Annotated in this window: 13 protein-coding genes and 1 pseudogene; 11 read left to right on the forward strand and 3 right to left on the reverse strand. The window is 40.2% G+C overall.

The window, feature by feature from the left end:
- Positions 1-294, reverse strand: a pseudogene (locus HT701_RS02985) (helix-turn-helix domain-containing protein); the annotation flags it as partial.
- A gap of 391 nt (positions 295-685) precedes the next feature.
- Between HT701_RS02985 and rpmB the strand changes: the two are divergent.
- The 9 genes from rpmB (at position 686) to HT701_RS03030 (ending at position 9,271) form a co-directional block, all read left to right on the forward strand.
- Complete coding sequence (rpmB, locus tag HT701_RS02990; RefSeq protein WP_001140948.1) at positions 686-874, forward strand: 50S ribosomal protein L28; 189 nt, start codon at positions 686-688, stop codon at positions 872-874.
- 154 nt (positions 875-1,028) lie between these two features.
- Positions 1,029-1,394, forward strand: a complete 366-nt coding sequence (locus HT701_RS02995) for an Asp23/Gls24 family envelope stress response protein (RefSeq protein WP_000216436.1) — start codon at positions 1,029-1,031, stop codon at positions 1,392-1,394.
- Positions 1,395-1,396: 2 nt separating this feature from the next.
- Entirely contained in the window at positions 1,397-3,064 is a 1,668-nt protein-coding gene (locus HT701_RS03000) for a DAK2 domain-containing protein (RefSeq protein WP_050223458.1), read from the forward strand.
- Positions 3,065-3,269: 205 nt separating this feature from the next.
- Entirely contained in the window at positions 3,270-4,970 is a 1,701-nt protein-coding gene (locus HT701_RS03005; RefSeq protein ID WP_000411733.1) for an acetolactate synthase large subunit, read from the forward strand.
- Positions 4,963-5,439: an acetolactate synthase small subunit gene (gene ilvN, locus HT701_RS03010; RefSeq protein ID WP_001253803.1), complete on the forward strand. Its 477-nt coding sequence runs from the start codon at positions 4,963-4,965 to the stop codon at positions 5,437-5,439. The genes HT701_RS03005 and ilvN overlap by 8 nt, the downstream gene beginning before the upstream one ends.
- 65 nt (positions 5,440-5,504) lie before the next feature.
- A complete protein-coding gene (ilvC, locus tag HT701_RS03015; protein WP_172931208.1) occupies positions 5,505-6,527 on the forward strand; it encodes a ketol-acid reductoisomerase in 1,023 nt (340 codons plus the stop codon).
- An 83-nt stretch (positions 6,528-6,610) separates the two neighbouring features.
- A complete protein-coding gene (locus HT701_RS03020) occupies positions 6,611-6,967 on the forward strand; it encodes a hypothetical protein (protein ID WP_001027903.1) in 357 nt (118 codons plus the stop codon).
- 50 nt (positions 6,968-7,017) lie between these two features.
- Positions 7,018-8,268 carry a threonine ammonia-lyase IlvA gene (gene ilvA / locus HT701_RS03025; RefSeq protein ID WP_000952975.1) on the forward strand — a complete coding sequence of 417 codons (1,251 nt, stop codon included), beginning with the start codon at positions 7,018-7,020 and terminating at the stop codon, positions 8,266-8,268.
- A 787-nt stretch (positions 8,269-9,055) separates the two neighbouring features.
- Positions 9,056-9,271, forward strand: a complete 216-nt coding sequence (locus tag HT701_RS03030; RefSeq protein ID WP_001130036.1) for a hypothetical protein — start codon at positions 9,056-9,058, stop codon at positions 9,269-9,271.
- A 106-nt stretch (positions 9,272-9,377) separates the two neighbouring features.
- On the opposite strand, the gene HT701_RS03035 is transcribed toward HT701_RS03030, so the two are convergent.
- Together HT701_RS03035 and HT701_RS03040 are read right to left on the reverse strand one after the other, a co-directional pair.
- Positions 9,378-10,118, reverse strand: coding sequence for an amino acid ABC transporter ATP-binding protein (locus HT701_RS03035; RefSeq protein WP_000189477.1), 741 nt, complete (start codon positions 10,116-10,118; stop codon positions 9,378-9,380).
- Positions 10,118-11,683, reverse strand: a complete 1,566-nt coding sequence (locus tag HT701_RS03040) for an ABC transporter substrate-binding protein/permease (RefSeq protein ID WP_172931209.1) — start codon at positions 11,681-11,683, stop codon at positions 10,118-10,120. The genes HT701_RS03035 and HT701_RS03040 overlap by 1 nt, the downstream gene beginning before the upstream one ends.
- Before the next feature lie 137 nt (positions 11,684-11,820).
- Here HT701_RS03040 and HT701_RS03045 point away from each other — a divergent pair, with 137 nt between their 5' ends.
- Both HT701_RS03045 and HT701_RS03050 read left to right on the forward strand, forming a co-directional pair.
- Entirely contained in the window at positions 11,821-13,710 is a 1,890-nt protein-coding gene (locus tag HT701_RS03045) for a DUF2207 domain-containing protein (protein ID WP_172931210.1), read from the forward strand.
- 61 nt (positions 13,711-13,771) lie between these two features.
- Positions 13,772-14,617, forward strand: coding sequence for an undecaprenyl-diphosphate phosphatase (locus HT701_RS03050; RefSeq protein ID WP_172931211.1), 846 nt, complete (start codon positions 13,772-13,774; stop codon positions 14,615-14,617).
- Positions 14,618-14,684 lie beyond the last annotated feature (67 nt).

The raw sequence follows: 14,684 nt of genomic DNA on the forward strand, positions 1-14,684 counted from the left end.
AGTGGAGAATCTTTTCCTTTAGTTCCTTGGTCAATCTTGATTTCTTGACCGAGCGCTTGCGATTATTTTCATAAGACTGTTGAGCATAGTCGGCAGAATAAACCTCTTTAAAGCGTCCTTTTCCAAGACATTGTCAGACTGTCCCACGCTTGTTTCAGTATGGATAGTTTGAGGAGCTTTTCCAAGTAAAGAGGCGATTTCTCTATTTGATTTCCCTTCCTTTTTCCATCGTTCGATTAAGCGACGGCTATCGATTATCAAATGTTTGGCTTTTGTAGTATAATGGTTTTGCATCTCTGTGCCTTTCTTGTATTTGTGATTGAACAACAAGTATAACACAGAGGTGTTTTCTTATGCCTAGAAGAGCTTTCATTTGACAAGAGGAACCCTTGAAGCAGTTTTGTCAGCTAAACCAAGGCTAATCTTAGCCTTGGCTTGTCAGCCTAACAGCATCAAGCCTCTTATCAAATGAAATCGAGTGCTAGCTATCAGCTAGTTGAACCATCTAATTTTTAGGAGGGCTGGGTGGCTAACTTCATTATAGAACTTTCAATATCACATTCGAATCACAATAAATAAAAAAATCTTCCAATTCCCTTGCAAAAATGAAGAAAGTGTGATAACATAGTACGGTATGTGGTGCTAGCACATCCGCTATATTAGATCTAATAGGAGGAAAACACAAATGGCTAAAGTATGTTACTTTACAGGTCGTAAGACTGTATCAGGAAACAACCGTTCACACGCGATGAACCAAACAAAACGTGCCGTAAAACCAAACCTTCAAAAAGTTACTGTTCTTATCGATGGTAAACCTAAAAAAGTTTGGGCTTCAGCTCGTGCTTTGAAATCAGGTAAAGTTGAACGCGTTTAATAATAAAAGCAAGGAGACCTCAGGGTCTTTTTCTTTTGTCATAGCGAAAAAATCATTTTAAAAGCAGAGTAAATATCCGCTGATACAGTATTCTGCTTTTACACTTGGGCTGAAATATGATAAAATAGAGTATCAACTAGTTGAGGTAAAAAGGATGACTGTAAAAATTAATACAAAAGATGGTCAAATCGAACTAACAGATGAAGTGATTGCAACCGTCGTAGGTGGAGCAGCAACTGAAATTTTTGGTGTGGTCGGTATGGCTAGTAAAAATGCCCTCAAAGATAATTTTCAAGCCCTTCTAGGTAAGGAAAATTATTCTAAAGGTGTCGTCGTAAAGGCAGCCGAAGATGGCAGCATTGCAGTTGATGTGTATACCGTGTTGAGCTACGGAACAAAGATTAGTGAAGTGTCAAAAAACATTCAAGAGCGTGTTGCCTTTAGCTTGGAAAACCAGCTTGGAATTACTGCTCAGACTGTAAATGTCTACATTCAAAATATCAAAGTTGTAGGAGAATAACCGTGTCAAAAATTACTACTAGCTTATTTCAAGAAATGGTGCAGGCTGCATCAACTCGCTTGAATAAGCAAGCTGAATATGTCAATTCATTAAATGTCTTCCCCGTTCCAGATGGAGATACTGGAACAAACATGGGAATGACCATTGAAAATGGTGCTAAAGAAGTTGCAGACAAGCCAGCTTCTACAGTTGGCGAGGTAGCGAGCATTCTTGCTAAAGGGCTTTTGATGGGTGCGCGTGGGAACTCAGGTGTTATTACCTCTCAGCTTTTCCGTGGATTTTCACAAGCCATCAAGGATAAAGACGAGTTAACAGGTCAAGACTTGGCTCTTGCTTTCCAATCAGGTGTAGAAGTTGCCTATAAGGCAGTGATGAAACCAGTTGAGGGAACGATTTTGACAGTTTCTCGTGGGGCTGCTATCGGTGCTAAGAAAAAAGCTGAGCAAACAGATGACGCTGTTGAAGTCATGCGCGCAGCTTTAGAAGGTGCTAAAACAGCTCTAGCTAAAACACCAGACATGCTTCCAGTCTTGAAGGAAGTTGGCGTTGTGGACTCAGGTGGTCAAGGATTGGTCTTCATCTACGAAGGTTTCCTTTCAGCTCTTACTGGCGAATATATTGCATCTGAGGACTTTGTAGCCACTCCTGCCAACATGAGTGAGATGATCAATGCGGAGCACCACAAGTCTGTAGCTGGTCACGTAGCGACTGAGGACATTACCTTTGGTTACTGTACTGAAATCATGGTAGCTCTTAAGCAAGGTCCAACCTATACCAAAGATTTTGATTACGACGAGTTCCGTAACTACTTGAATGAACTTGGGGATTCTCTCCTTGTTGTCAATGATGATGAAATTGTCAAAGTCCATGTCCATACAGAAGATCCAGGACTTGTCATGCAAGAAGGTCTCAAATATGGTAGCTTGGTCAAGGTAAAAGTTGACAATATGCGTAACCAACACGAAGCACAGGTTGAAAAAGAAGCTGCCCAAGTTAGCAAACCAGCTGAAGAAAAAGAGTATGCTTTGATTGCTGTCGTTTCTGGTAAAGGTCTAGCAGATATCTTCCGTTCTCAAGGAGTGGATTATGTTATCGAAGGCGGTCAAACCATGAACCCTTCAACAGAAGACTTTATCAAGGCTGTTGAACAGGTCAACGCTCGTAACATTATCTTCCTGCCAAACAACAAGAACATCTTCATGGCAGCTCAATCTGCAGCAGAAGTTTTGGAACAACCAGCAGTAGTGGTAGAGGCTCGTACTCTTCCTCAAGGTTTAACAAGTCTTCTTGCCTTTGATCCAAGCAAGTCCATTGAAGAAAACCAAGAGCGTATGACTGCAGCTCTTAGCGATGTCGTTAGTGGAAGCGTCACAACAGCTGTGCGTGATACAACCATTGATGGCTTAGAAATCCATGAAAACGATAATCTTGGTATGGTGGATGGGAAAATCCTCGTGTCAAACCCTGACATGCACCAAACCTTGGCAGAAACTTTGAAACATATGTTGGATGAAGACAGTGAAATCGTAACCTTCTATGTCGGTGAAGACGGAAGCGAAGAACTTGCCAATGAAATCGCTCAAGAAATCGCAGAAGAATTTGAGGATCTTGAAGTTGAAATCCACCAAGGTCAACAACCTGTTTACCCCTATCTATTTAGTGTGGAATAAGAGCCGATTAATGAAGGACTGAGAAATCAGTTCTTTTTTCTTTTTCAGTAAATGAAAACGGTATCTTTTTAATAAAAACAAAAATAACATTCATAAATAAACGTTAAAATAGAAAATTCAGAAAATTTCTTCTTTTCTCTTGAAAATTTTTTAAAAAATGGTATGATAGTAACAAGTTATTTTTAAGAGGAAAGAAAGGGGAACAATGGAGAAAATCAGTTTAGAATCTCCTAAGACGGGTTCGGACCTAGTTTTGGAAACACTTCGTGATTTAGGAATTGATACCATCTTTGGTTATCCTGGTGGTGCAGTCTTGCCTTTTTATGATGCGATATATAATTTTAAAGGTATTCACCACATTCTAGGACGCCATGAGCAAGGTTGTCTGCATGAAGCTGAAGGTTATGCTAAATCAACTGGAAAGTTGGGTGTTGCCGTCGTTACTAGCGGACCGGGAGCAACAAATGCCATTACAGGGATTGCGGATGCCATGAGCGATAGTGTTCCCCTTTTGGTCTTTACAGGTCAGGTAGGGCGAGCAGGGATTGGGAAGGATGCCTTTCAGGAGGCAGACATCGTGGGAATTACCATGCCAATCACTAAGTACAATTACCAAGTTCGTGAGACAGCTGATATTCCGCGCATCATTACGGAAGCTGTCCATATCGCAACTACAGGTCGACCAGGGCCAGTCGTCATTGACCTACCTAAAGACGTATCTGCTTTAGAAACAGACTTCATCTATTCACCAGAAGTGAACCTACCAAGCTATCAGCCGACTCTTGAGCCAAATGATATGCAAATCAAGAAAATCTTGAAGCAATTGTCCAAGGCTAAAAAGCCAGTCTTGTTAGCTGGTGGTGGAATTAGTTATGCTGAGGCTGCGGCAGAATTAAATGAATTTGCAGAACGCTATCAAATTCCAGTCGTAACAACTCTCTTAGGTCAAGGAACAATTGCAACGACTCACCCACTCTTCCTTGGAATGGGGGGGATGCACGGTTCTTTCGCAGCGAATATTGCCATGACAGAGACGGACTTTATGATTAGTATTGGCTCTCGTTTTGATGACCGTTTGACAGGAAATCCAAAGACTTTTGCTAAGAATTCTAAGGTTGCCCATATTGATATTGACCCAGCCGAGATTGGCAAGATTATCAGTGCAGATATTCCTGTAGTTGGAGATGCTAAGAAAGCCTTGCAAATGTTGCTAGCAGAACCGACAGTTCATAACAATACTGAGAAATGGATTGAGAAAGTTACTAAAGACAAGAACCGTGTTCGTTCTTATGATAAGAAAGAGCGTGTGGTTCAACCGCAAGCAGTTATTGAACGCATTGGTGAATTGACGAATGGAGATGCCATTGTGGTAACAGATGTTGGTCAACACCAAATGTGGACAGCCCAGTATTATCCCTACCAAAATGAACGTCAGTTAGTGACTTCAGGTGGTTTAGGAACCATGGGATTCGGAATTCCAGCAGCAATCGGGGCTAAAATTGCTAACCCAGATAAGGAAGTAGTCTTGTTTGTTGGGGATGGTGGTTTCCAAATGACCAACCAGGAGTTGGCTATTTTGAATATTTACAAGGTGCCAATCAAGGTGGTTATGCTGAACAATCATTCACTTGGAATGGTTCGCCAGTGGCAGGAATCCTTCTATGAAGGAAGAACATCAGAGTCGGTCTTTGATACCCTTCCTGATTTCCAATTGATGGCGCAGGCTTATGGTATTAAAAACTATAAGTTTGACAATCCTGAGACCTTGGCTCAAGACCTTGAAGTCATCACTGAGCATGTTCCTATGCTAATTGAGGTAGATATTTCTCGTAAGGAACAGGTGTTACCAATGGTACCGGCTGGTAAGAGTAATCATGAGATGTTGGGGGTGAAGTTCCATGCGTAGAATGTTAACAGCAAAACTACAAAATCGTTCAGGAGTCCTCAATCGCTTTACAGGTGTCTTATCTCGTCGTCAGGTTAATATTGAAAGCATCTCTGTTGGAGCAACAGAAGATCCGAATGTATCGCGTATCACCATTATTATTGATGTTGCTTCTCATGATGAAGTGGAGCAAATTATCAAGCAACTCAATCGTCAGATTGATGTGATTCGCATTCGTGATATTACAGACAAGCCTCATTTGGAGCGCGAGGTGATTTTGGTTAAGATGTCAGCGCCAGCTGAGAAGCGAGCTGAGATTCTAGCGATTATTCAACCTTTCCGTGCAACAGTGGTAGACGTAGCGCCAAGCTCGATTACCATTCAGATGACAGGAAATGCTGAAAAGAGTGAAGCTCTATTACGAGTCATTCGACCATACGGTATTCGCAATATTGCTCGAACGGGTGCAACTGGATTTACCCGTGACTAAAAATCCAACTTAAATTTGTTAAACCAGCCTAAAAGGCAATAAATGATAGAAAAGAGAGAAAAACTATGGCAGTTCAAATGGAATACGAAAAAGATGTTAAAGTAGCAGCACTTGACGGTGAAAAAATCGCCGTTATCGGTTATGGTTCACAAGGACATGCGCATGCTCAAAACTTGCGTGACTCAGGTCGTGATGTCATCATCGGTGTACGTCCAGGTAAATCTTTTGACAAAGCAAAAGAAGATGGATTTGACACTTACACAGTAGCAGAAGCAACTAAATTGGCTGATGTTATCATGATTTTGGCACCAGACGAAATCCAACAAGAATTGTACGAAGCAGAAATCGCTCCAAACTTGGAAGCTGGGAATGCAGTTGGATTTGCTCATGGTTTCAACATTCACTTCGAATTTATCAAAGTTCCTGCGGATGTAGATGTCTTTATGTGTGCTCCTAAAGGACCAGGGCACTTGGTACGCCGTACTTACGAAGAAGGATTTGGTGTACCAGCTCTTTACGCAGTATACCAAGATGCAACAGGAAATGCGAAAAACATTGCTATGGACTGGTGTAAAGGTGTTGGAGCAGCTCGTGTAGGTCTTCTTGAAACAACATACAAAGAAGAAACTGAAGAAGATTTGTTTGGTGAACAAGCAGTACTTTGTGGTGGTTTGACTGCCCTTATCGAAGCAGGTTTCGAAGTCTTGACAGAAGCAGGTTACGCTCCAGAATTGGCTTACTTTGAAGTTCTTCACGAAATGAAATTGATCGTTGACTTAATCTATGAAGGTGGATTCAAGAAAATGCGTCAATCTATTTCAAACACTGCTGAATACGGTGACTATGTATCAGGTCCACGTGTAATCACTGAACAAGTTAAAGAAAACATGAAAGCAGTCTTGGCTGATATCCAAAATGGTAAATTTGCAAATGACTTTGTAAATGACTATAAAGCTGGACGTCCAAAATTGACTGCTTACCGTGAACAAGCAGCTAACCTTGAAATTGAAAAAGTTGGTGCAGAATTGCGTAAAGCAATGCCATTCGTTGGTAAAAACGACGATGATGCATTCAAAATCTATAACTAATTAGAAAGCAAAAAATTTTGCTAAAATAGTAGCTTCAGCTATTCGTGGGATATTAGATATACTTATTTAGGGGTTGAAATCATATGAATATTACCAATTTGTTTTCTATCAAGACAGGATGTGATGAAACTGATAGGCAACTGCAAAAATTATTTTTTCAGTTGGATTTACAATTGGGAGAATTGACAGATCAACTAAGAAAATTAGATTCTAATTTTGTTTCTCGTAGTCAATTTGTAGACACGCTGGATTTGAATGATGTAGAATATAAAGAAGTTTTAAACTATTTTATCTTCCATCGTAATGATAGTGAAGAAAGTTTGGCAGAATGGTTATATGATTGGATTTCCACAAATCGTTATGAACTTCCTAAAGAGTTTTCAATTCGTATGGCTCATAAATATCATGAAAGTGTTGCTGAAGTTTTTGGAGATGAATAACTAAAAAAACAGTCATTAGTGACTGTTTTTTATAGAAAAAGAGGTTTTATATGTTAAGTTCAAAAGATATCATCAAGGCTCATAAGGTCTTGAATGGTGTGGTCGTTAATACACCGCTTGATTATGACCATTATTTATCGGAGAAGTATGGTGCTAAGATTTATTTGAAAAAAGAAAATGCCCAGCGTGTTCGTTCTTTTAAGATCCGTGGTGCCTATTATGCCATTTCCCAGCTCAGCAAGGAAGAGCGTGAACGTGGGGTAGTCTGCGCTTCTGCGGGAAATCATGCGCAGGGAGTAGCCTATACCTGCAATGAGATGAAAATTCCTGCTACTATTTTTATGCCCATTACCACTCCGCAACAAAAAATTGGGCAGGTTCGCTTTTTTGGCGGGGACTTCGTAACCATTAAACTAGTTGGAGATACCTTTGATGCTTCAGCTAAGGCAGCTCAAGAATTTACAGTTTCTGAAAATCGTACTTTTATTGATCCCTTTGATGATGCTCATGTTCAAGCAGGTCAAGGAACAGTTGCTTATGAGATTTTAGAAGAAGCTCGAAAAGAATCGATTGATTTTGATGCTGTCTTGGTTCCTGTTGGTGGTGGGGGTCTCATTGCTGGGGTTTCTACCTATATCAAGGAAACAAGTCCAGAGATTGAGGTTATCGGAGTAGAGGCGAATGGAGCGCGTTCCATGAAGGCTGCCTTTGAAGCTGGTGGACCTGTTAAGCTCAAGGAAATTGACAAATTTGCGGATGGGATTGCTGTACAGAAGGTAGGTCAATTGACCTATGAAGCAACTCGTCAACATGTTCAAACCTTGGTAGGTGTCGATGAGGGATTGATTTCTGAAACTTTGATTGACCTCTACTCTAAACAAGGGATTGTTGCAGAACCTGCTGGAGCAGCTAGTATTGCTTCTTTAGAAGTTTTAGCTGAATATATCAAGGGGAAAACCATTTGTTGTATCATTTCTGGAGGAAATAATGATATCAACCGTATGCCAGAAATGGAAGAACGTGCCTTGATTTATGATGGGATCAAGCATTACTTTGTGGTCAATTTCCCACAGCGTCCAGGAGCTTTGCGTGAGTTTGTAAATGATATCCTGGGGCCAAATGATGATATCACACGATTTGAGTATATCAAACGAGCTAGCAAGGGAACAGGCCCAGTATTAATTGGGATCGCTTTAGCAGATAAGCATGATTATGCAGGTTTGATCCGTAGAATGGAAGGTTTTGATCCGGCTTATATTAACTTAAATGGGAACGAAACGCTTTATAATATGCTTGTCTGAGGACTAATAAAAAAATATCATATTATTTGCACAACTGATGTATAGGTGTTATAATGAGAGTGAAGAAAGGGGGCGATTCCTATGGTTTTAGGAAGCTTATCGTGCTATTTCTACTACAACTCACTATAACACCTATTATTTTCGATTCTGTTTATATTAAGGCGGCAGAATTACTTACTATAATTTGAGATTTCTCTAAATATAATAGGAATCAAAAAAAATAATCAATGTTTGTGAGATGACTGCTAGGTGAGTTGGTCGAAAAAACTCGTGAGATAGACAATAGTGCTAGACATGCAATAGCTAGTGATACTGATTTTAAATGACTAGCTGGAAAGTGGGTATGTAATCAGAAGATGCAAGATTGTACAAAGTAAGTAGTACCGGTTGTGAAATGGATAAGATATAGATAAGGACAGGAAAGGAAACAAAGAAGGAGAAAGAAAACGGAATGATTTAGAGATAGTGAGGAGTGAAAGACTATCTTTAGTGGGCTTGTTGATTTAAAAGGAATAGATAGAATGAAATAGTAAATCCTGTCTATCCTATTGAGAAACTGGTATTCAGCATACGTGAATATTTTTACAAATTTAAGGTTTAATAATGCAATTGTTTTTTAGGAGCATACTGATAGGTTATAGTAAGCGGAAAACTATATATTATCGGCTTTAAAAAGGAAGTAAGAAGATTCTGGGTCATTTATTTTATTGAATATATGTTTTTTATTGACAAAAGTAGTAAAAACGTATACAATTAAGTATTGTAAAGAAGAAAATAGGAGAAAAACATGGCTAAGTCAAACTTTGAAAAAGTAGAATCAGTTGTTGGCTGGGTTCGTGATAAGAAAATCACAGGCTACCGTATCTCTAAAGAAACGAATGCGCGTGAAATGTCTATCATTGCTCTGGCGCAGGGTCGTGCAAAAGTAAAAAATATTTCATTTGAAACAGCCCTAGGCCTAATTGATTTCTATGAAAAAAATCATGAAAAATTTGAAGATTAATCTTTGGATAACGGCGGATTCTTGACCCTCAAGTAGTAGAGATAGAGAATCTGCCTTTTCATTTTGAACAGCAAAAAGACTGCACAGTTGATGCAGCCTTTTCTTTTTATTTGAGATAGCGTTGAAGGAACTCTTTTGTACGGTCTTCTTTAGGATTGGTGAAGAGGTCTTCTGGTTTGCCTTCTTCAGCGATTACACCCTTATCCATGAAGATAACACGGTGAGAGACATCACGGGCGAATTCCATTTCGTGGGTTACAACAATCATGGTCAAGCCTTCCTGAGCCAGGTCCTGCATGATTTTGAGGACTTCTCCAACCATTTCTGGATCGAGAGCTGATGTTGGTTCATCAAAGAGAATAGCATCTGGATTCATGGAGAGGGCACGAGCGATGGCCACACGTTGTTTTTGACCACCTGAGAGTTGTTTTGGTTTCGCTTGCCAGTAGCGTTCTCCCATACCGACCTTTTCCAGGTTTTCTTTGGCAATCTTTTCAGCTTCTGTGCGTTCGCGTTTAAGGACAGTTGTCTGAGCGACAATTGTGTTTTCAAGCACGTTGAGATTTTCAAAGAGGTTAAAGGATTGGAACACCATCCCCAACTTTTCACGGTATTGCGTGAGGTCATAGCCTTTTTCGAGGACGTTTTGTCCATGATAAAGGATTTGTCCATCAGTTGGTGTTTCAAGTAGGTTAATAGAGCGTAGGAAGGTCGATTTCCCGCTTCCAGAGCTTCCGATGATAGAGATTACCTCTCCCTTGTGGACAGTGAGTGAAATGTCTTTTAGCACTTCGTTTTGGCCATAGGATTTTTTGAGGTGTTTAATTTCAAGGATTGCTTGTGTCATTATTTCAAATCCTCCGTTTGCATTTGGTTAGCACCTGTAGTATAGGTATCCATGTCCATGCGGCGTTCGATGAAGCGTAGGATACGTGTTACGGTGAAGGTGAGGACAAAGTAAATCACGGCGATGATTGTAAATGTCTGGAAGTATTGATAGGTTTGCGTTGCCACGGTATTTCCTGAGAAATAAAGTTCGACAACCGAGATAACGTTCAATACAGATGTATCTTTGATATTGATGACAAATTCATTACCAGTTGCTGGCAGGATGTTACGGACTACTTGAGGTAGGACAATCTTACGCATGGTTTGATTATGAGTCATACCAAGAGCAGTCGCGGCTTCAAATTGTCCCTTGTCAACTGCTAGGATACCACCACGGACGATTTCAGTCATGTAGGCACCAGTGTTGATCGAAACGATGAAGATAGCAGCCAGTGTGCGGTCAAGGTTGATACCGAAAGCTTGAGCAGTTCCATAGTAGATAACCATCGATTGAACAATCATTGGGGTACCACGGAAAATTTCAATGTAGACATTGAGAATCCAGCCAACTAGTTTTTGTAAGCTGTAAATGGCTTTATTCTCAGAGAGAGGAGCAGTACGGAAGACACCAATGGCAAGTCCAATAATGAGACCTGTGATGGTTCCGACGATAGAGATTAAAAGAGTGATACCAGCACCACGCAAGAGTTGTTGCCAGTTTTCAGAAAGAATTTTAGCGACTTGGCTAAAGAAACTACTGCTAGTCTCTTCAGTTGTTGTAGCTTCGGCAGGTTGTTCCTTGATTATACGATCCATCAAGGCAACTTGGTCGTCTTTTGAAATGGTTTCAATGCTGGCATTGATTTGGCTAATACGATTGTCATCTTTACGAAGTCCAATGGCGATAGCTGTATCTTCTTCCCCAGTTTTGAAACCTGGTTCTACTTGGACCATCTTGAACTTAGAGTTTGCAGCTTCGGCAGTCAGAGCTTCTGGGCGTTCAGAAACATAGGCATCGATGACACCAGCCTCAAGAGCTTGGCGCATTTGAGCGAAGTCTCCCATGGCTGTTTCTTTTTTAGCACCTGGGATTTGTGAAATCAAGTCATAAAGGTAAACACCTTGTTGAGAAGTGATTTTCGCACCATTAAAGTCATTCAAAGATTTAGCATTTGCGTAGGCAGAATCTTTTTTGATAAGCAAAACTGGTTCGCTAGTGTAGTAACTGCTTGAAAAGGCAATTTCTTGTTTACGCTCGGCAGTAGGACTCATACCTGCGATAATCATGTCAATCTTACCAGAAGTAAGGGCAGGGACTAGACCTTCCCACTTGGTTTTAACAACCAAAGGTTCTTTACCTAAGTCCTTAGCGATTTTCTTGGCGATTTGAACATCGTATCCGTTGGCATACTGGTTGGTTCCATCGATTTTGACAGCTCCATTGCTATCATCATCCTGGGTCCAGTTAAAGGGGGCATATGCTGCTTCCATCCCGATGCGTAAATATTCATCGGCTTGAGCAACATTGACAAGTCCTAGCATCAGCAAGAGACTTGTGAAAATAGATAAGTATATTTTTCTCATGATTTCTCCTATTCTAATCTATTAAAAAATAACTGTCTCCTATTTTATCGAAAAAAACTTTATTTTTCAATATGGGTAAGCCCTTACTTAAGAAAAAATGCTATAATGATAAGAAAGATAAAAAGGGGGCTTAGTTGATGAAAAAAACTTTTTTCTTACTGGTCTTAGGCTTGTTTTGCCTTCTGCCACTTTCTGTTTTCGCCATTGATTTCAAGATAAACTCTTATCAAGGGGATTTGTATATTCATGCAGACAATACGGCAGAATTTAGACAAAAGATAGTTTATCAGTTTGAGGAGGACTTTAAGGGCCAAATCGTGGGACTTGGACGTGCTGGCAAGATGCCTAGTGGATTTGACATTGATCCTCATCCAAAGGTTCAGGCTGCGAAAAATGGTGCTGAACTAGCAGACGTTACGAGCGAAGTGACAGAAGAAGCGAATGGTTATACTGTGAGAGTCTATAATCCAGGCCAGGAAGGCGACACAGTTGAAGTTGAGCTTACATGGAACTTAAAAAATTTGCTTTTCCTATATGATGACATTGCTGAATTAAATTGGCAACCTTTAACAGATAGTTCAGGGGCTATTGGCAAGTTTGAATTTCATGTAAGGGGAGACAAGGGAGCTGAAAAACTCTTTTTCCATACAGGGAAACTTTTTAGAGAGGGAACGATTGAAAAGAGTAGCCTTGATTATACTATTCGTTTGGACAATCTTCCGGCTAAGCGTGGAGTTGAATTGCATGCCTATTGGCCTCGAACTGATTTTGCTAGCGCTAGGGATCAGGGTTTGAAAGGAAATCATTTAGAAGAATTTAATAAGGTAGAAGACTCGATTGTTAAAGAAAAAGAGCAAAGTAAACAACTCCTTACTTGGGTCTTCCCTTCGATACTTTCTATCTCCTTGTTATTGAGTGTCTGCTTCTATTTTATCTATAGAAGAAAGACCACTCCTTCGGTCAAATATGCCAAAAATCATCGTCTCTATGAACCACCAATGGAATTAGAGCCTATGGTTTTATCAGAGGCTGTCTACTCGACCTCCTTGGAGGAAGTGAGTCCCTTGGTCAAGGGGGCTGGCAAATTCACCTTTGACCAACTTATTCAAGCTACCTTGCTAGATGTGATAGACCGTGGAAATGTCTCTATCATTTCAGAAGGAGATGCAGTTGGCTTGAGGATAGTAAAAGAAGATGGTTTGTCAAGCTTTGAGAAAGACTGTCTAAATCTGGCTTTTTCAGGCAAAAAAGAAGAAACTCTTTCCAATTTGTTTGCGGATTACAAGGTATCTGATAGTCTTTATCGTAGAGCAAAAGTCTCTGATGAAAAACGGATTCAAGCAAAGGGGCGTCAACTCAAATCTTCTTTTGAAGAAGTATTGAACCAGATGCAAGAAGGAGTGAGAAATCGAGTTACCTTCTGGGGGCTTCCAGATTACTATCGTCCTTTAACTGGTGGGGAAAAGGCTTTGCAAGTGGGTATGGGACTCTCCACTATCTTGCCCCTATTTATTGGATTTGGTTTGTTCTTGTACAGTTTGGATGTTTATGGCTATCTTTACTTCCTCTTGCCAATACTTGGTTTTCTAGGTTTGGTTTTGGCTGTTTTCTATTATTGGAAACTTCGACTAGATAACCGTGATGGTGTCCTAAATGAGGCAGGAGCAGAGGTCTACTATCTCTGGACCAGTTTTGAAAATATGTTGCGTGAGATTGCACGATTGGATCAGGCAGAGTTGGAAAGTATTGTAGTCTGGAATCGCCTCTTGGTCTATGCGACCTTATTTGGCTATGCGGACAAGGTTAGTCATTTGATGAAGGTTCATCAGATTCAAGTTGAAAATCCAGATATCAATCTATATGTAGCTTATGGTTGGCATAGTATGTTTTATCATTCAAGCGCGCAAATGAGCCAATATGCCAGTGTCGCAAATACAGCAAGTACCTACTCTGTATCTTCTGGAAGTGGAAGTTCTGGCGGTGGCTTCTCTGGCGGTGGAGGCGGTGGCAGTATCGGCGCCTTTTAAAGAGAACTGCCATAGACTGAAAAAGTATGCTATAATGGAAGATAGAAAAAAGGAGTAATCTATGTATCTTATTGAAATTTTAAAATCTATCTTCTTCGGAATTGTTGAAGGAATTACGGAATGGTTGCCGATTTCTAGTACAGGTCACTTGATTTTAGCAGAGGAATTTATCCAATATCAAAATCAAAACGAAGCCTTTATGTCCATGTTTAATGTTGTAATTCAATTAGGTGCGATTTTGGCGGTCATGGTTATTTACTTTAATAAGCTCAATCCTTTCAAACCGACTAAGGACAAGCAGGAAGTTCGTAAGACTTGGAGACTATGGTTGAAGGTCTTGGTTGCAACTTTACCTTTGCTTGCCGTATTTAAGTTTGATGATTGGTTTGATACCCATTTCCATAACATGGTTTCTGTTGCTCTCATGTTGATTATCTATGGGATTGCCTTTATCTATTTGGAAAAGCGCAATAAAGCGCGTGCTATCGAGCCAAGTGTGACAGAGTTAGATAAACTTCCTTATACGACAGCCTTCTATATCGGTCTCTTCCAGGTTCTTGCCCTTTTACCAGGGACAAGCCGTTCTGGAGCAACGATTGTCGGTGGTTTGTTGAATGGAACCAGTCGTTCTGTTGTAACGGAATTCACCTTCTATCTTGGAATTCCAGTTATGTTTGGAGCTAGTGCCTTAAAGATTTTCAAATTTGTAAAAGCAGGACAACTCTTGAGCTTTGGGCAATTGTTCTTGCTCTTGGTTGCGATGGGAGTAGCCTTTGCAGTCAGTATGGTCGCTATTCGTTTCTTGACCAGCTATGTGAAAAAACACGACTTTACCCTTTTTGGTAAATACCGTATCGTGCTTGGTAGTATCTTGCTACTTTATAGCTTTGTCCGTTTATTTGTATAAGAAAAACCTTGAAGGGGCAACTCTTCAAGGTTTTATACTCAATGAAAATAAAAGAGCAAACTAGGAA

Origin of the sequence: Streptococcus sp. 10824, from assembly GCF_013276595.1 — a bacterium.
GTDB classification, from domain to species: Bacteria; Bacillota; Bacilli; order Lactobacillales; family Streptococcaceae; genus Streptococcus; species Streptococcus pseudopneumoniae.